Origin of the sequence: uncultured Microbacterium sp., from assembly GCF_900078385.1 — a bacterium.
Classification (GTDB): domain Bacteria; phylum Actinomycetota; class Actinomycetes; order Actinomycetales; family Microbacteriaceae; genus Microbacterium.
Window position 1 is genome coordinate 272,157 of the sequence record NZ_FLQR01000001.1, and the last position, 21,689, is coordinate 293,845.

Genomic DNA, 21,689 nt, shown 5'->3' on the forward strand with positions numbered 1-21,689 from the left:
CGCAGGTGCCGGATGCCGTCCGCGGCATCCGGCACCGCGCCCCCTGCATGGCAGACTTGACAGGCGGTCCCGGCGCGATCCGGTGCCGTGGTCCGCCGTGGTGTAATGGCAGCACGACAGCCTTTGGAGCTGTGAGGTTCAGGTTCGAGTCCTGGCGGCGGAGCATGACCGACAACAAACTCGACGACTCGCTCGCTGTCGTGATCCTGGCCGCAGGCCAGGGCACACGGATGAAGTCCGCCCTGCCGAAGGTGCTGCATCGGATCGGCGGGCGCCCGCTCATCGGGCACGTGCTCGACACGGCGCGCGACCTCGGCCCCGCCCACGTCATCGTCGTCGTGCGCCACGAGCGCGACCAGGTGGCCGACGCCGTCCTCGGCGTCTCGCCGGAGGTCGTGGTCGTCGACCAGGACGAGATCCCCGGCACGGGCCGCGCCGTCGAGGTGGCGCTGGACCGCCTCCCCGACTTCGCCGGCGACGTCCTGGTCCTCAGTGGCGACGTGCCGCTCCTGGATGCCGATACGCTCGGCGCCTTCCTGCGCGGTCACCGCGGACTCGCCGCGGCGGCGACGCTCATGAGCGCCGTGCTGGAGGACCCCACCGGGTACGGCCGCGTCATCCGCGATGCCGACGGCGGCGTGGACCGCATCGTCGAGCAGAAGGACGCCTCCGACGCCGAGGCCGCGACCCGGGAGATCAACGCCGGCGTCTACGTCTTCCAGGCGGCGGCGCTGCGCACCCAGCTGGCCCGCCTCACGACCGACAACGCGCAGGGCGAGAAGTACCTCACCGACGTCATCGGCCTTCTCCGCCGCGACGCGCTCGCCGTCGCGGCATCCGTCGCCCCCGACGTCTCGCTGACCCTCGGTGTCAACGACCGCGCGCAGCTGGCCGAAGCCGGCCGCATCCTCAACGCCCGCACCGTCCGCCGGTGGCAGCTCGAGGGCGTCACGATCCAGGACCCCGCGACGACGTGGATCGATGTGACCGCGACGCTCGCCCCCGACGTGACCGTGCTCCCCAACACCCACATCCTCCGGGCCACCGTCGTCGCCGCCGGCGCCGTCATCGGACCCGACACGAGCCTCGTGGACTGCGAGGTCGGCGAGGGGGCGACCGTGCGGCGCACCGATGCGACGCTCGCGGTGATCGGACCGCGGGCCACGGTCGGACCCTTCGCGCACCTGCGTCCCGGGACGCAGCTGGCCGAGGGCGGCAAGATCGGCACGTTCGTGGAGACGAAGAACGCGATCATCGGCGAGGGCAGCAAGGTCCCGCACCTCAGCTACATCGGCGACACGACCATCGGCCGCGGGGTGAACCTCGGCGCCGGTGCCATCACCGCGAACTACGACGATGTCGCCAAGCACCGCACCGAGATCGGCGACGAGGTGCATTCCGGCTCGCACAACGTGTTCGTGGCGCCCGTTAGGATCGGAGATGGCGCGAAGACAGGCGCCGGCGCGGTCATCCGCAAGGACGTCCCGCCCGGTGCGCTCGCTTTGAGCGTCGCCCCTCAGCGCAATGTCGAGGGGTGGGTCGAGAACCACCGACAAGGGACCGGCGCTGCGGACGCGGCGGCCCGGGCTCGGTCAGCACAGGAAGCGGACGATGTCGCGCAAGAAGAACAAGGTTGATCTCGACGTGGAGCGCGGTATCGCCCCCGGCCTCGTCGCCAAGACCAAGAAGCGCCTCGTCGTCGCGACGGGCCGCTCGCACGAAGCGCTCTCGCTGGCCGTCGCGGACGCACTGGGCACGGAACTGGTCCCCACGGAGCACCGCACCTTCGCCTCCGGGGAGATCCTGACCCGGTTCGAGGTCTCCATCCGCGGCTGCGACTTCTTCCTCATCCAGTCGTTCGGCCCCCCGGTCAACGAGTGGCTCATGGAGACGCTCATCATGCTCGACGCCGCCAAGCGCGCGTCCGCCAAGCGCATCACCGTCGTCGCCCCGTACTACCCGTACTCGCGCCAGGACAAGAAGGGCCGCGGCCGCGAGCCGATCAGCGCCCGCCTCGTCGCCGATCTGCTGCGCACCGCCGGCGCCGACCGCGTCATGAGCGTCGACCTGCACGCCGCCCAGATCCAGGGCTTCTTCGACGGCCCCGTCGACCACCTCTTCGCCAAGCCGGTGCTCCTGGAGTACTTCCAGAAGAACCTGTCCGCGGCCGACCGCGCCAAGCTCACCGTGGTCTCGCCCGACACCGGCCGCGTCCGCGTGGCCGACACCTGGTCGGACAGCCTCGACGCGCCGCTCGCGATCATCCACAAGCGGCGCGACCCGAACGTCGCCAATCAGGTCACCGTCAACGAGATCGTCGGCGACGTGCGCGGCCGCGTGTGCCTGCTCGTGGACGACATGATCGACACCGGCGGGACCATCGTGAAGGCGGCGCAGGCGCTCAAGGCCAACGGCGCCGACCGCGTCATCGTCGCGGCGACCCACGCGATCTTCAGCGACCCGGCCGTGGCGCGCCTGCAGGACGAGGCGATCGACGAAGTCGTCGTCACCGACACCGTGCCGATCCCGGCCGAGAAGGTCTTCCCTGGCCTCACGATCCTTCCCATCGCGCCGCTGCTGGCACGCGCGATCAAGGAGGTCTTCGAGGACGGCTCGGTCACCAGCATGTTCGACGGCGCCGCGTAGCCGGTCCTAGACTCCGGGCATGGCCACGGCCCCTGCCCCCACCGCCCTCTCCGTCACCGGAGCCCACGCCCTCGAGATCGCCGACGTCCACGCCACGCTGCGGGCGGACGGGAGCGGACTCGCCGCCGACGATGCCGCTGCGCGCCTGGCAGCGGTCGGCCGGAACGTCCTCCCGGAACCGGCCCGGACGCCCGCCTGGCTGCGCTTCCTCACGCACTTCAACGACACGCTGATCTACATCCTGTTGGCCGCCGCCGCCATCAAGGCGATCATGGGCGACTGGCTCGACTTCTGGGTCATCATGTCCGTCGCGATCATCAACGCCGTGATCGGCTTCGTGCAGGAGGGGCGCGCCGAGAAGGCGCTCGCCGGGATCCGCGGGATGCTGTCGGCCGACGCGAGCGTCCGCCGCGACGGCGGGTGGACCACGATCCCGGCCGCCGAGCTCGTTCCGGGCGACATCGTCCGGCTCGCGCCCGGTGACAAGGTCCCGGCCGATCTGCGTCTCACGCAGGCGCACCAGCTGCGGGTCGACGAGGCCGCGCTCACGGGCGAGTCGGTGCCGTCGTCGAAGCAGGTCGAGCCGGTCGCGGAGACCGCAGGAGTCGGCGACCGCACGTCGATGGCCTTCTCCGGAACGATCGTCTCGGGCGGGCAGGGCCGCGGCATCGTGACGGGGACCGGCGCCGGCACGGAGATCGGGAAGATCCAGGCCCTCGTCGGCGACGCCGGCAGTCTCGCGACCCCGCTGACCAAACAGCTCGCCGCCTTCGGGAAGGTCCTGACCCTCGTCATCCTCGGCATGGCCGTCGTCATGCTGCTGATCGGCAAGTACCTGCACGGGATGGAGCTGGGGGAGCTCACGTCGGCGACCATCGGCTTCGCGGTCGCCGCGATCCCGGAGGGCCTCCCGGCGCTCGTGACGATCACCCTCGCCATCGGCGTCCAGCAGATGGCCCGGCGTCGCGCGATCACGCGCAAGCTCCCCGCCGTCGAGACCCTCGGCTCGGTCACGACCGTCTGCTCGGACAAGACCGGCACACTCACCAAGAACGAGATGACGGTGCGCCGCCTCGTCACCCCGCTCGGGAGGTACCGCACGAGCGGACTGGGCTATCAGCCGGAGGGGGAGATCCTCGCCGAGGACGGCGGGGCGCGCGCGTCCGGCGCCGACCTCGCGGCGCTCCTGGCCGCCGGAACGCTCTGCAACGACGCGCACATCGTCGACGGACCCGAAGGATGGATGCTCGTGGGCGAGCCCACCGAGGGGGCCCTGAAGGTCGTCGCGATCAAGGGCGGCGCGACGGCCGAGGGCACGCGCCGCATCGGCGTCGTCCCGTTCGACTCGGAGCACAAGTTCATGGCGACACTGAACGAGTCGCCGGACGGGGCGCGGGCCATCCTCGTGAAGGGGGCGCCGGACCGGCTGCTGGATCGATCGCTGACGCAGCGCGGCGCCGACGGCTCCGTCCCCCTCGACCGCGCGTTCTGGGAGCACGCCGTCGACGAGCTGAGCGCGCAGGGCCTCCGCGTCCTCGCGGGCGCCCGCAAGCCCACGCGTGCGGCGCACGTCGCGATGGACGACCTCGAGGATCTGGAGTTCCTGGGCCTCTGGGGCATCCTCGACCCGCCGCGGCCGGAGGCCATCGAGGCCATCTCCGACTGCCACGCCGCCGGCATCCGCGTGAAGATGATCACCGGCGACCACGCCGGCACGGCCCTCGCGATCAGTCGGGAGATGGGTCTCGTCGGCGGGGAGGGCGACGTCCGGGTCCTCACGGGCGGCGAGCTCGAGGCGCTCAGCCAGGAGCAGCTCAAGGAGGTCGTCCGGGACGTCGACGTGTACGCGCGGACGAGCCCCGAGCACAAGATCCGCATCGTCCGTGCCCTCCAGTCCCACGGCGAGGTCGTCGCGATGACGGGCGACGGCGTCAACGACGCCCCCGCCCTCACCCGCGCCGACGTCGGGGTGGCGATGGGCATCAAGGGCACCGAGGCGACGAAGGAGGCGGCCGAGATCGTCCTGGCCGACGACAACTTCGCGACGATCCGCAGCGCCATCCGCGAGGGCCGGCGCATCTACGACAACCTCCGGAAGTCCGTCGTCTTCATCCTCCCCACCAACGGCGCCCAGTCCCTCGTCATCCTCATCGCCGTCGTCTTCGGCCTGACCCTTCCGCTGACCCCCGTGCAGGTGCTGTGGGTCAACATGGTCACGGCCGTGACGCTGTCGCTCGCGCTCGCCTACGAGCCCGCCGAAGCGGGCATCATGACCCGGCCGCCCCGCCGCCCCGGGGGCTCGATCATCTCGATGCGGGAGCTCGGCTTCGTGCTCACGGTGTCGCTCCTCATCGGCGGGGCGACGCTCGCGATCTTCGGGCTCGTCGTCGCGGCCGGCCACGACATCGCCTACGCCCGCACCGAGGCCGTGACGATGCTCGCGCTCGGGCAGCTCGCCTTCCTCTTCAACTGCCGCTTCCTGTCGCGCTCGAGCCTCACTCCGCAGGTGCTCCGCGGCAACCCGGTCATCTGGTGGTCGGCGCTCGCGCTCATCGTGCTGCAGCTGATCTACACGTACGTCCCGTTCATGAACACCCTCTTCGAATCCCGGCCCCTCGCCGCGCAGGACTGGCTCCTCCCGCTCGCGCTGTCGATCGTGATCTTCCTGGTCGTCGAGGCGCTCAAATGGGTGCGGCGGCGCGGAACGGAAGGATCCATGCATCCGCATTCGGAGCGGGAGCATAGGTTGGTCGGTGAGGATGCCGGAACCGCATCCCCCCGCGGAGACCGAGATCGTCCAGCGACCCCAGGAGGACCGCCATGATCCGCACCACCTCGCTTTCCCGCCGCGCCGGCTTCGCCGCCGCGGCGTCCGTCGCCGGCATGGCCGCCCTCGCCGGGTGCGCCGGCACCACGACCCCCGCGGCCACCGCCGACCCGGACGAGGCCGAGAGCGCTCCGCTGCAGACCGGCAGTGCGGGAGCGGCCGGCTACGCCGACGGCACGTACTCCGCGGACGGGTCCTACCTCGACGGCGGGGGCACGGTCGAGACCATCTCGGTCACCGTCACCCTCGAGGGCGACGTCATCACCGACGTCCAGGTGACCGGCGATCCGCAGAACCCCGAGTCCGAGCGGTACCAGTCCGAGTTCATCGGGGGCATCTCCGGCGAGGTCGTCGGCAAGGACATCGACGAGGTCTCCGTCGACCGCGTCGCCGGCTCGTCCCTCACCAGTGGCGGCTTCAACGACGCGCTGGCGGCGATCCGGGACGACGCGGCGGCATGACGCGCGGCGCCTCGCCCCCGTGGGAGTTCGAGGCGATCGGCACGCGCTGGCAGGTGCAGACGCCGCACGTGCTGGGTCCGGACGTCCGCACCGCGGTGCGCGGGATCGTCGAGGACTTCGACCGCGCCTGGTCGCGCTTTCGCGCCGACTCGCTCGTGACGGCCCTCGCCCGCGGCGCGGGCGCCGTGCCGCTGCCCCGCGACGGTGCCGCGATGCTCGACCTCTTCACAGCGCTCTCGGCGGCGACCGCCGGGGCCGTGAACCCGCTCGTGGGTGGGCCGCTCGCGCGACGCGGCTACGACCCGGCGTACGGCCTCGTCGACACCGGCGCCGAGGCCGCGCCCGCCGACTGGGCGGATCGCCTCGCGTGGGACGCCGGGAGGCTCACGCTCACGGCACCGGCCGTCATCGACGTCGGGGCGCTCGGGAAGGGCCGCCTCGTCGACCTCGTCGCGGCGGCCGTGAACGGCCCCGTCGTCGTCGACGGCGGCGGCGACCTCATCGTGCGGGGGATGACGCAGCGCATCGCGTTGGAGCATCCGTACGACACGTCGCGGGCGATCGGGGTGTGGGAGGTGACGGATGCCGCGCTGTGCGCGTCGGCCCTGAACCGGCGCGCGTGGGGCGACGGGCTGCATCACGTGCTGGATGCGCGGACGGGGGAGCCCGTCCGGACGATCGCGGCGACCTGGGCCGTCGCGGCGACGACCATGGTCGCGGACGCCGCCGCGACGGCGCTGTTCTTCGACGGCGGGCCGGCGTTCGCCGCCGCGCACCACGTCTCCTGGGTGCGGATGATGACCGACGGGTGCGTCGAATGGTCTCCGGGATGCCGCGCCGACCTGTTCCTGGGGGCCGATAGCGTGGAGTCATGAGCGGACTGACAGCCCTGTGGAACCGTGCGTTCGCGATCGTCGGGCGCCTGTCGATGTACCGCCTCGTCGTGTTCGCGCTGGCCGCGCTCGGGGCCATCGCCTTCGTCCTGACCTTCTTCGACGTGCTCGCGCCGACCCCGCTCGAGCTCGTCGTGACGTGGCTCGTGCTGGGCGCCGCGTGCGCCGCCACCGACGCCGTCGCGCACCGCCTCCTGGGCCGCGCCTGGCGGTGGGAGTCCTCGCTCATCACCGTCCTCATCCTCCTGTTCGTGCTGCGCCCGACGCTCGCGCCCTGGGAGCTCGTCGGGATCGCCGTCGCCGGAGTCGTGGCGTCCGCGTCGAAGTACGTGCTCGCGTGGCAGGGCCGGCACATCTTCAACCCCGCCGCCGTGGGGGCCGCGTTCCTCACCGTGCTGAGCGTCTGGCTCCCCGCGCTCGGCGCCTCGTCGTGGTGGGTGGGGTCGCCGTTCCTCGCGGCGCCCGTGATCGTCCTCGGGCTGATCGTGCTCCTGCGGACCGAGAAGATCAGGGTCATCGCGGTGTTCCTCGTCGTCGCGGTCGCCGTGGCCGTCATGCGGGCATCGGTGCAGTTCCAGCAGGCCGGGCTCGCGTTCGATCTCGGCACCGTGTTCTGGCAGATCCTCTGGTCCTCGCCGTTCCTCTTCCTCGGCGCGTTCATGCTGTCCGAGCCCCTCACGCTGCCGCCGCGCCGCCGCCAGCAGTTCCTCGTCGCGGCCGTCGTCGGGGTCCTCGCGGGCTGGCCGATCGCGATCGGGGCCGTCACGCTGGGGCAGGAACGCGCGCTCCTCGTCGGGAACCTCGTCGCCTTCGCGTTCGCCTTCCGCTCGGCGGTCCGGCTGACGCTCGTCGAGCGCCGCGCGCTGACCCCGACCGTCCGCGAACTGACGTTCCAGGCCCGGCGCGGTCTGCGGTTCGCGCCGGGTCAGTACCTCGAGCTGGAGGTGCCGCATCCGCATCCGGACTCCCGCGGCACGCGGCGCGAGTTCAGCATCGTCTCGTCGCCGGACGAGCTGCCACTCGTCAAGATCGCGCTGCGGGAAGGATCGCAGTCCAGTTACAAGAAGGCCCTCGCGGCCGTCGGTGCGGGGGAGTCGCTCGCGGTGACGGGTGTCTGGGGCGACTTCGTGCTGCCGCAGCGCACCGGCGCGCCCGTGCTGATGGTCGCAGCCGGTATCGGCGTCACGCCGTTCGTGTCGCAGCTGCGGCACACCCGGCTCGCGCAGGAGGACCGCGACATCGTCTTCGTGTACGTCGCATCGGATGCCGAGGAGCTCGCGTTCCGCGACGACCTCGAGGCCTCCGGGGTTCCGGTCATCGTGTTCACACGCACCGAGCCCGCGGACCTCCCGGCCCACTGGCGATGGGCGAAGGGCGTGCGGCTCGACGCCGACGGCCTCCTGCAGGTCGTGCCCGACATCGCGGCACGGCACGCCTACATCTCCGGGCCGCCCGCCCTCATCGCCGACCTCGCGCCGGCGCTGGAGAAGGCCCGGTCGATCACGTCCGACGCCTTCTCCGGCTACTGACCGGGATCAGGCCGCCGGATCGGCGGGGCGAGCCGGCAGGCGCACCTCGAAGGTCGTCGAGCCCGGGCGGCTGTCGACCGTGATCGTGCCGTGGTGGGCCTCCACGATCGCCTTCGCGATCGAGAGTCCGAGGCCCGTCCCGCCGGTCTGGCGCGCCCGCGACACGTCCGCCCGCGCGAAGCGCTCGAACAGCCCGCCGGCGATCGCCGGATCGATGCCGGGGCCGTCGTCCTGCACGCGCAGCACGGCGCTGCCCTCCTCGACCGTCACGCTCATCGTGACGTGCGTCCCCGGCGGCGTGTGGACGCGGGCGTTCGCGAGCAGGTTCGCGCTCACCTGGTGCAGGCGCGACGCGTCGCCCGCGACGACGACGGGCGCATCGTCGACCTCGAGCGCCCACGCGTGGTCGGGTCCGGCGGCGCGGGCATCGGTGACCGATTCCACGGCCAGGCGGGTGAGGTCGACGGCGCCGTAGACGAGCTCCTTGCCCTCGTCCAGGCGCGCGAGAAGCAGCAGGTCCTCCACGAGCGCCGTCATCCGCAGCGACTGCGCCTGGATGCGCTCGAGCGCCTGTTCGGTATTCTGCGCCGTCGCCTCGGCCAGTGCGCGGCTCTCCCCGGTGGTCTCCCGGCTCTGCCGGATGCCGCGCAGCGACAGCTCGGAGTAACCGCGGATGGAAGCGAGCGGCGTGCGCAGCTCGTGGCTCGCGTCCGCGACGAACGCCCGCATCCGCTCCTCGTTGCGCTGACGGGCCGTCAGTGACGTGCCGACGTGGTCCAGCAGCGTGTTCAGGGCCGCACCCACCCGCCCGATCTCGGTGCGATCGTCCGCCTCCTCCGCGGGCACCCGTTCGGCGATCGTGACATCGCCCTCGGCCAGCGGCAGGGCGGCGACGCGCGTCGCGGTGTCGGCGACGGCGCGCAGGGGGGCGAGGGAGCGGCGGATGACGAGGGCGACCGCGACACCGAGCAGCAGCAGGCCGCCGATCGTGACGAGGAGGATCGTGGTCAGGATCTCCGCGATCGTCGACTCGAGTTCGGACAGCGGCAGGCCGGCGATGCCGGTCACCGTGCCGGCCTTGAAGGGGGTGACGCGGTAGCTCCCGAGCCCCTGCACGGTGACGGTGGACAGCCCCCGCCCGGCGGCATCCCGGGTCAGCGCCGCCGTCTGGGCCGCGGTGAGGGGCGTGACGTCGAGGTCCTCGTCGACGACCGCCGCGGACACCCCGTCGAACGGGGAGTCGACGAGCAGCAGATAGCCGGCCGTCTGGCGGCCCGTGGAGAGCACGTCGTCGGCGTCGCGCACGTTCTGCATGGGTCCGGGCTCGAACAGCTGCAGCTGCCGGGTCGTGGCCTCCAGGTTGGCGTTGAGCGACTTCGACAGGGCGTCGCCGACTCCCGCGCCGATCGCGACCGCGCTGCCCACGAGAATGAGGGCGACGATGCCGATCACCGTCGCCATGAGGCGGGCCTGCAGGCTCCAGGGCCGCCGCAGCATCGCCGCGCGCTCGCTCACCGGAACCGTCACTGCATCTGTCACTGCGGCGCTTTGATCATGTAGCCGACGCCGCGGACCGTGTGGATGAGCGGCTCCCGCCCGGCATCCAGCTTCTTGCGCAGATACGAGATGTACAGCTCGACGACGCTCGACCGGCCGCCGAAGTCGTAATTCCAGACGCGGTCGAGGATCTGCGCCTTCGAGACGACGCGGCGCTGGTTGCGCATGAGGAAGCGGAGGAGCTCGAACTCCGTGGCGGTCAGCTCGATCTCGGTCCCGGCGCGCTCGACCTCGTGCGAGTCCTCGTTGAGGGAGAGGTCGCCGACCCGGAGCATGGGGTCCGCCCCGCCCGCCGTCGCACTGCCGGCACGACGCATGAGCCCGCGGAGCCGCGCGACGACCTCCTCGAGGCTGAACGGCTTCGTGACGTAGTCGTCGCCGCCTGCCGTGAGCCCCGCGACCCGGTCGGCGACGGCGTCCTTCGCGGTGAGGAACAGCACCGGCACGTCGTTGCCGGAGTGGCGCAGCCGCTGCAGCACCGCCATGCCGTCCAGGTCCGGCATCATGATGTCCAGCACGACGGCATCCGGGTCGAAGTCCCGCGCCGCGGCGAGCGCATCGAAGCCGGAGCCGGCCGTGCGGACATCCCAGCCCTCCATGCGCAGGGCCATCGAGAGCAGGTCGGTGAGCATCTGCTCGTCATCGACCACGAGGACGCGGAGAGCGGAGCCGTCGGCACGGCGGAGGGCGGGGGCGGCGGTCGTCATGTCCACCATTGTGACCACCTTCCTATGCGGTTCCTATGGCGTCCGCTATGCGCTGTCTGTGAATCGCGCGACCGCCGGACGGGGATTCGCATAGCGATCTCATGAACGACGCTGGGTGATCGCATGATCGACCTCCCTACCGTCGGATCGCCGGCGTGTGGTGCGCCGGGAAGGAGACCCATGTACTGGACGTATCTGCGCCGTGAGCTGTCCGGCCGGAAGAAGCAGACCGCGATCGTCGCGACGGGACTGGCGATCGCGATCGCGCTCGTCATCATCGTCAACGCCCTGTCGGCGGGCGTGCGCGATGCGCAGACCCAGGCGCTGGAGTCGGTGTACGGCGTCGGCACCGACCTCACCGTCACGGGTGCGCAGGCGGAGCCCGGCGAGGGCGGCCGCGGCGGCCCGCAGTTCGACTTCGACGAGGATGCCGGCGCGACGGCGGAGGACGGCACGACGAACCTCAGCCAGTCGCGGTTGAGCACGGACGTCGGCCGCAGCACGCTGGACGCCGCGACGCTCGACACGGCCGCGGGGGTCGACGGCGTCGCCGCCGTCGCGGGCGCGCTCAGCCTCACGAACTCCACCTTCTCCGGTGAGCTCCCGCAGCGACCAGCCGACGGCGAGGAGGCCGGGGAGGCTCCCGCCGACGGTGCCCAGCCGCGCGCGGAGGGCGGCGGCGGCTTCGGCGGCGGATCGTTCGGCATCGAGTCGTTCCGCGTCCTCGGCGTCGACGCCTCGACGACCGTGGTCGGACCGCTGTCCGCCGTGACGGTGGCCGACGGGCGGATGCTGGATGCCGGCGACGACGGACAGGACGTGGCCGTCCTCGACGCGACCTATGCGGCCTCGGCCGAGCTCGCCGTCGGCGACACGATCGACGTCGCGGGCACCGACATCGAGATCGTCGGCACCGTCACCTCGGCGACCTCGTCGGCCGATACGGCGGCCGACGTCTACCTGCCCCTCGATGTCGCGCAGGAGCTCTCCGGCGCCGGTGACGTCATCTCCACGATCTACCTGCAGGCCACCTCCTCGGATGACATCGCCGGCGTGCAGACGGCGCTCGAGGAGGCCCTGCCGGACGCGACGGTCAGCTCCCAGTCCGACCTCGCCGCCACCGTGTCGGGGTCGCTCGCCAGTGCCGGCGCCCTGATCACGAGCCTCGGCACCTGGCTCTCCGTCATCGTGCTCGCCGTCGCGGTCGCCCTCGCCGTGCTGCTCACCCTGTCCGGCATCACCCGACGGACGCGGGAGATCGGCACCCTGAAGGCGATCGGCTGGTCGGACCGCCGCGTGGTCGGCCAGATCGCGGGGGAGTCCGTCGTGCAATCGCTCATCGGCGGCGCGGCCGGCGTCGTCCTGGGTCTCATCGGCGTCGTGGCCATCAACATCGTCGCGCCGACGATCTCCTCGGCGCCCACCGCCGCGACGGCAGTCCCGGGCGGAGCCGGCGGCCGCGGCGGCGCGATGCCGGGCGGCGCGTCGCTCGTGCAGACGGCGACCGACATCGTCCTCTCCGCCCCGCTCTCGGTCGGCATCATCCTCGCCGCCCTGGCCCTCGCGGTGGCCGGCGGCCTCGTCGCCTGCGCCGTCGGCGGCTGGCGCGCGGCGCGCCTGCGTCCCGCCGAAGCGCTCCGCGCGATCGCCTGACCCCTCGCATCCGGAAGAAGGAACCGCACCATGACCACCATCGACCCCACCATCGGCACCGGCATCGACACCGGCATCGACACCTCCGGCGCCGCGCCCGCCTACCGGCTCACCGGCGTCACGAAGACCTATCGCGCGAAGGGCCGCGTCGTGCACGCGCTGACCGGCGTGGACGTGGAGATCGCTCAGGGCGACTTCGTCGCGATCCAGGGTCCGACCGGCGGCGGGAAGTCCACGCTCCTGCAGCTGCTCGGTGCGCTCGACACACCGACCGCCGGGCACGTCCTCATCGGAGGGACCGACCTCGCCGCCGCGCGACCGGCCGCGCTCGGCGCCGTGCGCGCCGCGGAGATCGGCTTCGTCTTCCAGGGGTTCAACCTCATGCCGACCCTCACTGCCGCCGAGAACGTCGACATGGGTCTCGAGCCGCTGCGCCTCGAGCGGTCAGAGCGGGAGGAGCGCGTCACGGAGGCCCTTGCCCGGGTCGGACTCGCCGACCGCGCCGACCACCGCCCGGGCGAGCTGTCCGGCGGACAGCAGCAGCGCGTCGCGATCGCCCGCGCCATCGCGAAGCGGCCGCGCGTCCTGCTGGCAGACGAGCCCACCGGCAACCTCGATGAATCGATGCGCGACGAGATCCTGACGGTCCTCGATCAGCTGAGCGCGGAGGGTCTCACCCTCGTCATCGTGACCCACGATTCCGCTGTCGCCGGGCGTGCGCGCCGGCGGCTGCGTCTGGACCGCGGGAGACTCACCGACATCACGCGCTGACCCGCGGATCGGAGGAGGGCCGCCGCGAGCGTAGGGTGTGACGATGGCGACAGCGCGCACCGTGGTCTATGTTCGCGGCGAGCGGGTCCGGGAGGGGATCTCCCCGGCCGAGGGCCTCGCCCTCGCCGAGGAGCAGGACGGGATGCTGTGGGTGGGGCTCCAGGGTCCGACTCCCGAGGAGGTCGTGGCGCTCGGCGAGCAGCTGGGCCTGGACCGCCTCGGCATCGCCGAGATGACCCGCACGCACCAGCGCTCCAAACTCGACCACTTCGGCGATCGCCTGTTCCTGGTCATGCAGCCGGCGGAATACACCGACCGGACGGAGACGGTGCAGTGCCACGAGGTGGATGTCGTGGTCGGCGACCACCTCGTGATCGCGGTCTCCGCGCACCCGGCCGTCGACCTGGAGCGCATGCGCACGCTCCTCGAGCAGTACCCCGACATCGTCACGCGCGGCCCGTATGCGGTCCTGTGGGCCGTGTGCGAATACGTCACGCGCGGCTACCGCGACGTCATGGACGGCATCGAGCACGACATCGACGAGATCGAGGAGGAGCTCTTCGGTGAGGAGGAGGAGGTCTCGCGCCGCATCTTCGCGCTGCAGCGCGAAGTGATCGACCTGCACCATGCGACGGCCCCGCTCGCCGAGATCATCGAGCGTGTGGAGCGGATCGTCGCGAAGAAGCAGGGCGTCCCGTCCGTCGCGCCGTTCGCGGAGGTCGCCGACCGCGCCCGCTACATCGACGCGCGCGTCGCGGCGTTCCGCGGCACCCTGGACAGCGCGCTCACCATCCACGCGACGCTCGTGGAGCAGCGTCGCAACGAGCAGATGCGCGAGATGACGCGGGTCGGCCTCGAGCAGAACGACCAGGTCAAGAAGGTCTCGTCGTGGGCGGCCATCGGGTTCGCCCCGACGCTCATCGCCGGGGTCTACGGCATGAACTTCCGCTTCATGCCCGAACTCGACCAGCCCTGGGGCTATCCGTTCGCCGTGGCGCTCATGGTGGGTGCAAGCGTCGGGCTGTACGTCGTCTTCAAGAAGCGCAACTGGCTCTGAGCCAACGGGCTCCCAGCCGGCCGATCGGTGCCGCTCAGCGGCGACGGCGGGCGGGGGCGCTCGTGAGCAGGAACCACAGGAGGACCATGACGGCCGCGCCCAGCACGGCGCCGGTCGTGTTCGCCAGGAGATCCCGCGCGTCGGGGTAGCGCGACGGCAGGAGCCAGAGCTGACAGAGCTCGATGGCGGCGCTCACGGCGAACCCGACAGCCACCCGACGACTGCGAGGTAGGCGATCGACAGCGGTGCGAGCAGCAGGCGCGCGATGACCGTGCGCGCCTGCAGGCTCACCGTCAGTGGGTGTCCTCGGCCTCGATCTCGGTGCGGTCGCCGGACCAGAGGGTGTGGAAGGTCCCTTCTCTGTCGGTGCGCTTGTAGGTGTGGGCGCCGAAGAAGTCGCGCTGTCCTTGGATGAGGGCGGCGGGGAGGCGGTCGGCGCGGAGTCCGTCGTAGTAGGCGAGGGAGGAGGAGAACGCGGGGGCGGGGATGCCGGCGGTCGCGGCGGTGGCGACGATGTTCCGCCAGGCGCTCTGGGCGCGGGAGAGCGCATCGACGAAGTACGGTGCGGTCAGCAGTACCGGCAGAGTCGCGTCGGCGTTGTAGGCGTCGGAGATGCGGTTCAGGAACTGGGCGCGGATGATGCAGCCGCCGCGCCAGATCTTCGCGATCGCGCCGAGGTCGATGCTCCAGTCGTATTCGGCGGCGCCGGCGCGGATCTCATCGAACCCCTGGGAGTAGGCGACGATCTTCGACGCGTAGAGGGCGAGGCGGACGTCTTCGATGAACGCGTCCGCGTCCTCGACCTCGAGGTCCTCTTCGGCGCCGGGCAGGCCCAGCGACACCTGACGCTGTTCGGGGTGCGAGGAGAGGGAGCGGGCGAAGACGGCTTCGGCGATGCCGGAGACGGGGGTGCCGAGGTTCAGGGCGGTCTGCACGGTCCACGCGCCGGTGCCCTTCGCGCCGGCCTGGTCCAGGATCACGTCGACCAGCGGCAGGCCGGTGTCGGCGTCGACCTGGCGGAGCACCTCGGCGGTGATCTCGATCAGGTAGGACTCCAGCTCCCCGGTGTTCCATTCCGCGAACACGTCCGCGATCTCGGCGGGGGTCTTGCCGGTCCCGCGGCGGATCAGGTCGTAGGCCTCGGCGATGAGCTGCATGTCGGCGTACTCGATGCCGTTGTGCACCATCTTCACGAAGTGCCCGGCCCCGTCGTGTCCGACGTGCGTGACGCACGGTTCGCCCTCCGCGACCGCCGCGATGGATTTCAGGATCGGGCCGAGGGTGACCCAGGACTCATCCGACCCGCCGGGCATGATCGAGGGGCCCAGGAGGGCGCCCTCCTCACCGCCGGAGATCCCGGCGCCGACGAAGTTGATCCCGGTCTCCCGGACCGTCTTCTCCCGGCGGATCGTGTCGGTGAACAGCGCGTTCCCGCCGTCCACGATGATGTCACCCGGCTCGAACACCCCCGTCAGCGCGTCGATCACCGCATCCGTCCCGGCCCCGGCTTTGACCATGATGATCGCCGTCCGCGGCTTCACCAGCGACGCCGCGAACTCCTCGTAGGAGAACGCCGGCACGAACCCGGCCTCCGGATGCGCGGTGACCAGCTCATCCGTCTTGGACCGCGACCGGTTGAACACCGCGACGGTGTTCCCCTCACGGCTGGCGAGGTTGCGGGCCAGATTCGAACCCATGACGGCGAGTCCGACGACTCCGATGTTCGCGCTTGCTTCGGGCACTGTGGGACTCCTCGAGGTGTGCGGGGGACCGTTTCAGCGTACCGGTGCTCCCGGATCGTCCGCCGCCGCATGACAGGATGCGGTCATGCGGATCGTCGTGATGGGGCCCAGCGGCTCGGGCAAGTCGCTCGTCGGAGCAGCGTTGGCCGCTCAGGTGCGCGCGCGTTTCGTGGACGGCGACGACCTGCACCCCGCGGCGAACGTCGCGAAGATGGCCGCCGGAGCTCCGCTGACGGATGCCGACCGGGAACCCTGGCTCGACATCGTCGGCATCGTGCTCGCCCGCGAGCCGCACCTCGTCGTCGCCTGCTCGGCGCTGCGTCGCGTCTACCGGGACCGCATTCGGGCGGCCGCGCCCGATGCCGTGTTCGTCGAACTCGTCGTACCGGTGGCCGAGCTCGCGCAGCGCATGTCGCGGCGTGACCACTTCATGCCGCCGGCGCTCCTGGACTCGCAGCTCGCCGTGCTCGAGCCGCTCGCGGCGGACGAGCCGGGCGTGCGGATCGCGAACGATGCCGACCTCGTGTCGGTGGTGGAGCGTGCGGCGTCGCTGCTCAAGCGCCGCCTCGGCGGTGACGGGCCTCAGTCCTTGCGGTAGGAGGTGCGTCCCATCGACCACAGGGCGCCGGCGGCGCCGACGGTCGCGACGACGGTCATGAGGCCGATGATCCAGCCGAGCGCGTGCGACATCCAGCCGTATTCCATGGGTCTCCTCCGTCGTCCGATCTGACGTCCTCATCGTATCGGGCGCGCTGATAGACTGAGGGACAACTTCGGCGAGGGGTGCACACGCATCCGTGATCGACGCGGTGATGCAGGCTTCGCGGCTTTCCTCACGCGCATGCGTTCGAGTCGAGACACAGACCACATCTGGGCCGCGAGGGCCCCACAAGGAGAACAACCATGTCGACTGAGACCGACACCAAGGTCATCGCCGAGCTGCGTGACAGCTTCGGCAAGGGCTACGCCCGTCGCCTCCGCGCCGCCGGCAAGATCCCCGCCGTCATCTACGGACACGGGACCACGCCCGTCCACGTCGCCCTGCCCGGCCACCAGGTCGCGCTGCTCATCCGCCGCGCGAACGCCGTGCTCGAGCTCGAGGTCGACGGCACGCAGCAGCTCACGCTCGTGAAGGACGTGCAGAAGGACCCGGTGCACCAGATCATCGAGCACATCGACCTGCTCGTCGTGAAGAAGGGCGAGAAGATCCAGGTCGACGTGCCCATCGTCGTCACGGGTGAGTCCTTCGCCGGCACGATCGTCAACCTCGACAACACCACGGTGCTGCTCGAGGTCGAGGCCACGCACATCCCGCAGAACATCGAGGTCGACGTCGAGGGCCTCGAGGAGGGCGCGCACATCACGGCCGCCGACCTCAAGCTGCCCAAGGGCTCCGCGCTCGTCACCGACGGCGAGACCCTCATCGTGGCGATCACCACTCCGGCCGCCCCGACCGCCGACGACGAGGCCGCCGACGCCGCCTCCGCCGCCGCCGGCGAGGAGTCCGGGGCCGAGTCCGCCGAAGCGGCCTCCGAGTAATCCGCACCGCACGTCCCGGGGCCCGTCTCCACCGATACTGGTGGCGGCGGGCTCCGTCGTCGAAGGGAGAGGGCGCCATGGCCGACACCTGGCTTGTCGTGGGACTGGGCAACCCCGGAGCGCGCTACGAGATGACCCGGCACAACGTGGGGCAGCTCGTCGTGGACGAGCTCGCCGCGCGACGCTCGGAGACCCTGCGTGCCCACAAGGCGAACGCGCGGGTCGCCGAGACGTGGCTGCGTCCCGGCGCCGCGAAGATCGTCCTCGCCAAGCCCAACTCCTTCATGAACGTCTCCGGCGGGCCGGTCTCCGCTCTCGCCGCCTTCTACGGCATCCCCGCCGAGCGCGTCGTCGTCATCCACGACGAGCTCGACATCCCCTTCGATTCGCTCAAGCTCAAGGTCGGGGGCGGCCACGGCGGTCACAACGGCGTCCGCGACATCGAGAAGGCGCTCGGCACGGCGGACTTCCCCCGGGTGCGCGTCGGGATCGGCCGCCCGCCCGGCCGGCAGGCCCCCGCCGATTGGGTCCTCGACGCGTTCGGGGGCACGGAGCGCAAGGAGCTGCCGCTCGTGCTGGCCGACGCCGCCGATGCCGTCGAGCAGCTGATCGACGAAGGCCTCGTCGCCGCGCAGCAGAAGCACCACGCTCCCCGCGCCTGAGACGCCCGTGTCGGCGGCCGGGCTTAGACTCGTCCGGTGACAGTTCCCGGGATCGTGCGCGCCCTCGAGCAGGCGGAGTCCTTCCGGGATGCGATGGGCGAAGCCGTCGTCGACGGCGAGTTCTCGCTCACCCCGGGCCTGGACGCCCCCGTGCTCGCGGGCCTCCTCGAACGACGCCGCGCCGCCGGCCTGCCGGCCTCGCTCCTCGTGATCGCCCCGACCGGCCGCCGGGCCGAGAGCGTGGGCACGGCGCTGGAGTGCCTCGTCCCCGGCGCGCTCGTCCTGCACTTCCCGGCGTGGGAGACGCTCCCGCACGAGCGGCTGAGCCCCAGCGCCGAGACGGTCGGACAGCGCCTCGAGGTCCTCCGCCGCGTCGCCGCCTGGGACGGCACCGTCCCCCTCATCGTGACGGCCTCGGTGCGCTCCGCGACCCAGCCGCTCGCCTCCGGGCTCGACCGGGCCGGCGTCGTCGAACTCGCGGTCGGCGGGCGCGGTCATGACCTGGATGCCGTCATCCGGCGTCTCGTCGAGTTGGCCTACCACCGTGTCGACATGGTCTCCCGGCGCGGCGAGTTCGCCGTGCGCGGCGGCATCCTCGACGTCTTCCCGCCGGTCGCCGACCACCCCTACCGGGTGGAGTTCTTCGGCGACGAGATCGATCAGATCCGCGCATTCTCCGTCGCCGACCAGCGCTCCCTCCCCGGCGCGATCACGGACGTCGTCCTCACGGCGAGCCGCGAGCTGCTGCTGACCCCGGAAGTCCGTCGCCGCGCGGCCGACCTGCAGGGCCGCTTCCCGGGACTGCGCGGCATGCTGGAGAAGATGTCCGAGGGCATCCCGGTCGAGGGCATGGAATCGCTCCTCACGGCCCTGGCCGACGCCGTCGTCCCGCTCGTGGACTACCTGCCCGCCCGCACCGCCGTCGGCCTCGTCGATCCGGAGCGCGCCGTCGCGCGCGCCGTGACGCTCACAGAGACCAATCGCGAATTCCTCGAGGCGGCGTGGAGCGCGGCGACCGCGGGCGCCGACACGCCCGTCGATCTCGGCGAGGGCGACTTCCTCACGCTGCCCGCCCTCCGCGAGGCCTCCGCCGCCCGCGGCGGCGTGTGGTGGACCTTCAGCACGTTCGACTCCGGGGCGGCCGAGATCTCCGCAGACGGTGTCGCCGACGCGCCGGACGGCGCTGTGCTCGTCGTCGGGTCGGTCGTGCCCTCCTTCCACGGCAACGTCGACGGGGCGTCCGGACACATCGGGGCGCTGCTCGCGGACGGGTGGCGGGTCGTCGTCGTCGCCTCCGGCACGGGCCTCGTCGACCGCGCGCGCGACGTCCTCGCCGAGCGCGGCATCGCGGCCCGGACCGTCGAGCGGGTCGATCAGGAGCCGCCGCCGGGCATCGCGGTCGCCGTCGTCGCGACCTTGGAGAACGGCTTCCAGGCTCCCGAAGCGAAGCTCGCCGTCTTCACGGAGAGCGACTTCTACGGGCGCACGATCGGCTCGGACTCGCGCGTCGTGAAGAAGCTCGCGTCGCGCCGCCGGAACGTCGTCGATCCGCTGCAGCTGAAGGCCGGCGACTTCGTCGTGCACACGACGCACGGCATCGGACGGTTCGTCGAGCTCGTGCAGCGGGAGGTCTCCACGGGCGGGCGGAACGCGGTGAAGACCACGCGTGAGTACCTCGTGCTGGAGTATGCGCCGTCCAAGCGCGGGTATCCCGGCGACAAGCTCTTCGTCCCCACCGACCAGCTCGACCTGCTCTCGCGCTACGTCGGCGGTGAGGCTCCGACCCTCTCCAAGATGGGCGGCAGCGACTGGGCGGCCGCCAAGGGCAAGGCCCGCCGCGCCGTGCGCGACATCGCCGTCGAGCTCGTGAAGCTCTACTCGGCGCGCATGGCCGCGAAGGGGCACGCCTTCGGCCCGGACACTCCGTGGCAGCGAGAGCTGGAGGAGGCGTTCCCCTTCGCGGAGACGCCGGACCAGCTGCAGACGATCGACGAGATCAAGGCCGACATGGAGCGCCCGATCCCGATGGACCGCCTGCTCTCCGGCGACGTCGGGTTCGGCAAGACGGAGGTCGCGGTCCGCGCCGCGTTCAAGGCGATCCAGGACGGCAAGCAGGTCGCGATGCTCGTCCCGACGACCCTGCTCGTCAAGCAGCACATCGAGACGTTCACGGAGCGGTTCGCGGGGTTCCCCGTGAAGGTGCGTGCCCTGTCGCGCTTCCAGACCGACAAGGAGGCGCGCGATACCCTCGACGGCCTCCTCGACGGCACCGTCGACATGGTCATCGGCACCCACCGCATCCTGACCGACCAGGTGATCTTCAAGGACCTCGGCCTCATGATCATCGACGAGGAGCAGCGCTTCGGGGTCGAGCACAAGGACAAGCTGAAGAAGCTGAAGATGAACGTCGACATCCTCGCGATGAGCGCGACGCCCATCCCGCGGACGCTCGAGATGGCGGTCACCGGCATCCGGGAGATGTCCTCGCTGCAGACGCCGCCGGAGGACCGGCATCCGATCCTCACGTACGTCGGCCCGCGCAGCGACAAGCAGGTCGCCGCGGCGATCCGCCGCGAACTGCTGCGCGAGGGGCAGATCTTCTACGTGCACAACCGGGTGCAGTCGATCCAGCGCGTCGCGGCGCAGCTGGCCGAACTCGTCCCCGAAGCGCGCATCGCCGTGGCACACGGCCGGATGGGCGAGCACGCGCTCGAGCAGGTCGTCGACGACTTCTGGGAGCGCCGCGCCGACGTGCTGGTCTCGACGACCATCATCGAGACGGGCCTGGACATCGCGAACGCGAACACCATCATCATCGACCGGGCCGACAAGTACGGGCTGAGCCAGCTGCACCAGCTGCGCGGCCGCGTGGGGCGTGCCCGCGAGCGCGCGTACGCGTACTTCCTCTATGACGAGATGAAGCCGCTGAGCGAGACGGCCTCCGACCGCCTGGAGACCATCGCGGTCAACAACGACCTGGGCAGCGGGATGCAGGTGGCGCTCAAGGACCTCGAGATCCGCGGCGCCGGCAACATGCTCGGCGCCGAGCAGGCCGGCCACATCGCGGGCGTGGGCTTCGACCTGTACCTGCGGATGATCGGCGAGGCCGTCTCCACCTTCCGCGGCGAGGAGACCGAGGGTCCCGCCGAGCTGCGGCTCGAGCTGCCCGTGGACGCGCGTATCCCGGAGTCGTACATCGACAGCGAGCGGCTGCGACTGGAGGCGTATCAGAAGCTCTCCGGGGCGGCGTCGGCCACCGCGAAGGACGAGACCATCGACCTCGTCGTCGAGGAGCTCGTCGACCGCTACGGCGACCTCCCGCGAGAGGTCGAGGGCCTCATCGCCGTCGCCCGCCTGCGGCGTCGCGCCGCCCGCTCGGGCCTCACGGACGTCGTCGCGATGGGACCGAACCTGCGGATCGCGCCCGCGCACCTCCCGGACTCGCTCCGGGTGCGGATGCAGCGGCTGCACCCGAAGGCGAAGATCCTCTCCGGCGGAGACGCCATGATCGTGCCCCTGCCGACGGCGGGCGGGGAGAGCGTCGTGGACACCGACCTCATCGCGTGGACGGCGCAGCTGCTGGACCAGCTGTTCCCGCTTCCGGTCGCGGAGCAGCCGGCCGCGGACGCGACGACGGGCGCCTGA

18 protein-coding genes and 1 tRNA gene are annotated in these 21,689 nt (G+C 71.5%); 14 read left to right on the plus strand and 5 right to left on the minus strand.

Going from position 1 to position 21,689, the window contains the following annotated elements; translation table 11 throughout:
- The first annotated feature begins 91 nt into the window (after positions 1 to 91).
- The 7 genes from QZL85_RS01300 to QZL85_RS01330 all read left to right on the plus strand — a co-directional run bounded on the left by QZL85_RS01300 (position 92) and on the right by QZL85_RS01330 (position 8,356).
- Positions 92 to 163 (plus strand) — tRNA-Gln (locus QZL85_RS01300).
- Position 164: 1 nt separating this feature from the next.
- Positions 165 to 1,637 carry a bifunctional UDP-N-acetylglucosamine diphosphorylase/glucosamine-1-phosphate N-acetyltransferase GlmU gene (gene glmU / locus QZL85_RS01305; RefSeq protein ID WP_295572660.1) on the plus strand — a complete coding sequence of 491 codons (1,473 nt, stop codon included), beginning with the start codon at positions 165 to 167 and terminating at the stop codon, positions 1,635 to 1,637.
- The gene (locus QZL85_RS01310; protein ID WP_295572662.1) at positions 1,612 to 2,646 is read left to right on the plus strand and encodes a ribose-phosphate diphosphokinase; all 1,035 of its coding nucleotides are present in this window, start codon (positions 1,612 to 1,614) and stop codon (positions 2,644 to 2,646) included. Before glmU ends, QZL85_RS01310 begins: the two co-directional genes overlap by 26 nt.
- Positions 2,647 to 2,665: 19 nt before the next feature.
- Positions 2,666 to 5,470, plus strand: coding sequence for an HAD-IC family P-type ATPase (locus QZL85_RS01315; RefSeq protein ID WP_295572665.1), 2,805 nt, complete (start codon positions 2,666 to 2,668; stop codon positions 5,468 to 5,470).
- Positions 5,467 to 5,934, plus strand: a complete 468-nt coding sequence (locus tag QZL85_RS01320) for an FMN-binding protein (RefSeq protein ID WP_295572668.1) — start codon at positions 5,467 to 5,469, stop codon at positions 5,932 to 5,934. Before QZL85_RS01315 ends, QZL85_RS01320 begins: the two co-directional genes overlap by 4 nt.
- Positions 5,931 to 6,809, plus strand: coding sequence for an FAD:protein FMN transferase (locus QZL85_RS01325; protein WP_295572671.1), 879 nt, complete (start codon positions 5,931 to 5,933; stop codon positions 6,807 to 6,809). Before QZL85_RS01320 ends, QZL85_RS01325 begins: the two co-directional genes overlap by 4 nt.
- Positions 6,806 to 8,356, plus strand: a complete 1,551-nt coding sequence (locus tag QZL85_RS01330) for an FAD-dependent oxidoreductase (RefSeq protein ID WP_295572672.1) — start codon at positions 6,806 to 6,808, stop codon at positions 8,354 to 8,356. Before QZL85_RS01325 ends, QZL85_RS01330 begins: the two co-directional genes overlap by 4 nt.
- Before the next feature lie 6 nt (positions 8,357 to 8,362).
- Here QZL85_RS01330 and QZL85_RS01335 read toward each other — a convergent pair whose 3' ends face one another.
- Positions 8,363 to 9,895: a cell wall metabolism sensor histidine kinase WalK gene (locus tag QZL85_RS01335; protein ID WP_366208635.1), complete on the minus strand. Its 1,533-nt coding sequence runs from the start codon at positions 9,893 to 9,895 to the stop codon at positions 8,363 to 8,365.
- Positions 9,892 to 10,620 carry a response regulator transcription factor gene (locus tag QZL85_RS01340; protein ID WP_295572674.1) on the minus strand — a complete coding sequence of 243 codons (729 nt, stop codon included), beginning with the start codon at positions 10,618 to 10,620 and terminating at the stop codon, positions 9,892 to 9,894. Before QZL85_RS01340 ends, QZL85_RS01335 begins: the two co-directional genes overlap by 4 nt.
- 180 nt (positions 10,621 to 10,800) lie before the next feature.
- Between QZL85_RS01340 and QZL85_RS01345 the strand changes: the two genes are divergently transcribed.
- The 3 genes from QZL85_RS01345 to QZL85_RS01355 are packed head-to-tail and all read left to right on the plus strand — an operon-like array spanning position 10,801 to position 14,101.
- Positions 10,801 to 12,273 carry an ABC transporter permease gene (locus QZL85_RS01345; RefSeq protein WP_295572676.1) on the plus strand — a complete coding sequence of 491 codons (1,473 nt, stop codon included), beginning with the start codon at positions 10,801 to 10,803 and terminating at the stop codon, positions 12,271 to 12,273.
- 30 nt (positions 12,274 to 12,303) lie between these two features.
- Positions 12,304 to 13,044, plus strand: a complete 741-nt coding sequence (locus QZL85_RS01350; RefSeq protein WP_295572678.1) for an ABC transporter ATP-binding protein — start codon at positions 12,304 to 12,306, stop codon at positions 13,042 to 13,044.
- A 43-nt stretch (positions 13,045 to 13,087) separates the two neighbouring features.
- A complete protein-coding gene (locus tag QZL85_RS01355; RefSeq protein ID WP_295572681.1) occupies positions 13,088 to 14,101 on the plus strand; it encodes a CorA family divalent cation transporter in 1,014 nt (337 codons plus the stop codon).
- 34 nt (positions 14,102 to 14,135) lie between these two features.
- Here QZL85_RS01355 and QZL85_RS01360 read toward each other — a convergent pair whose 3' ends face one another.
- Entirely contained in the window at positions 14,136 to 14,297 is a 162-nt protein-coding gene (locus QZL85_RS01360) for a VanZ family protein (RefSeq protein WP_295572684.1), read from the minus strand.
- 97 nt (positions 14,298 to 14,394) lie between these two features.
- Positions 14,395 to 15,843: an NADP-dependent phosphogluconate dehydrogenase gene (gndA, locus tag QZL85_RS01365; protein ID WP_295572687.1), complete on the minus strand. Its 1,449-nt coding sequence runs from the start codon at positions 15,841 to 15,843 to the stop codon at positions 14,395 to 14,397.
- A gap of 85 nt (positions 15,844 to 15,928) precedes the next feature.
- On the opposite strand from gndA, the gene QZL85_RS01370 reads away from it, so the two are divergent.
- Positions 15,929 to 16,441, plus strand: a complete 513-nt coding sequence (locus QZL85_RS01370; RefSeq protein ID WP_295572689.1) for a gluconokinase — start codon at positions 15,929 to 15,931, stop codon at positions 16,439 to 16,441.
- On the opposite strand, the gene QZL85_RS01375 is transcribed toward QZL85_RS01370, so the two are convergent.
- Entirely contained in the window at positions 16,426 to 16,548 is a 123-nt protein-coding gene (locus tag QZL85_RS01375; protein WP_295572692.1) for a hypothetical protein, read from the minus strand. The two genes, QZL85_RS01370 and QZL85_RS01375, sit on opposite strands and share 16 nt — an antisense overlap.
- Before the next feature lie 198 nt (positions 16,549 to 16,746).
- Between QZL85_RS01375 and QZL85_RS01380 the strand changes: the two genes are divergently transcribed.
- The 3 genes from QZL85_RS01380 (at position 16,747) to mfd (ending at position 21,689) form a co-directional block, all read left to right on the plus strand.
- On the plus strand, positions 16,747 to 17,382 hold the full coding sequence (locus tag QZL85_RS01380; protein ID WP_295572694.1) for a 50S ribosomal protein L25/general stress protein Ctc: 636 nt from the start codon (positions 16,747 to 16,749) through the stop codon (positions 17,380 to 17,382).
- 77 nt (positions 17,383 to 17,459) lie between these two features.
- Positions 17,460 to 18,044: an aminoacyl-tRNA hydrolase gene (pth, locus tag QZL85_RS01385; protein WP_295572697.1), complete on the plus strand. Its 585-nt coding sequence runs from the start codon at positions 17,460 to 17,462 to the stop codon at positions 18,042 to 18,044.
- Positions 18,045 to 18,080: 36 nt separating this feature from the next.
- Positions 18,081 to 21,689 (plus strand): transcription-repair coupling factor, encoded by a 3,609-nt coding sequence (gene mfd / locus QZL85_RS01390; protein WP_295572701.1) that lies wholly within the window; start codon positions 18,081 to 18,083, stop codon positions 21,687 to 21,689.

Bases quoted from the DNA above. Each gene is read 5' to 3' on its own strand.
- glmU (WP_295572660.1), top strand. From the start codon at position 165: ATGACCGACAACAAACTCGACGACTCGCTCGCTGTCGTGATCCTGGCC.
- QZL85_RS01310 (WP_295572662.1), top strand. From the start codon at position 1,612: ATGTCGCGCAAGAAGAACAAGGTTGATCTCGACGTGGAGCGCGGTATC.
- QZL85_RS01315 (WP_295572665.1), top strand. From the start codon at position 2,666: ATGGCCACGGCCCCTGCCCCCACCGCCCTCTCCGTCACCGGAGCCCAC.
- QZL85_RS01320 (WP_295572668.1), top strand. From the start codon at position 5,467: ATGATCCGCACCACCTCGCTTTCCCGCCGCGCCGGCTTCGCCGCCGCG.
- QZL85_RS01325 (WP_295572671.1), top strand. From the start codon at position 5,931: ATGACGCGCGGCGCCTCGCCCCCGTGGGAGTTCGAGGCGATCGGCACG.
- QZL85_RS01330 (WP_295572672.1), top strand. From the start codon at position 6,806: ATGAGCGGACTGACAGCCCTGTGGAACCGTGCGTTCGCGATCGTCGGG.
- QZL85_RS01340 (WP_295572674.1), bottom strand. From the start codon at position 10,620: ATGACGACCGCCGCCCCCGCCCTCCGCCGTGCCGACGGCTCCGCTCTC.
- QZL85_RS01345 (WP_295572676.1), top strand. From the start codon at position 10,801: ATGTACTGGACGTATCTGCGCCGTGAGCTGTCCGGCCGGAAGAAGCAG.
- QZL85_RS01350 (WP_295572678.1), top strand. From the start codon at position 12,304: ATGACCACCATCGACCCCACCATCGGCACCGGCATCGACACCGGCATC.
- QZL85_RS01355 (WP_295572681.1), top strand. From the start codon at position 13,088: ATGGCGACAGCGCGCACCGTGGTCTATGTTCGCGGCGAGCGGGTCCGG.
- QZL85_RS01370 (WP_295572689.1), top strand. From the start codon at position 15,929: ATGCGGATCGTCGTGATGGGGCCCAGCGGCTCGGGCAAGTCGCTCGTC.
- QZL85_RS01375 (WP_295572692.1), bottom strand. From the start codon at position 16,548: ATGGAATACGGCTGGATGTCGCACGCGCTCGGCTGGATCATCGGCCTC.
- QZL85_RS01380 (WP_295572694.1), top strand. From the start codon at position 16,747: ATGTCGACTGAGACCGACACCAAGGTCATCGCCGAGCTGCGTGACAGC.
- pth (WP_295572697.1), top strand. From the start codon at position 17,460: ATGGCCGACACCTGGCTTGTCGTGGGACTGGGCAACCCCGGAGCGCGC.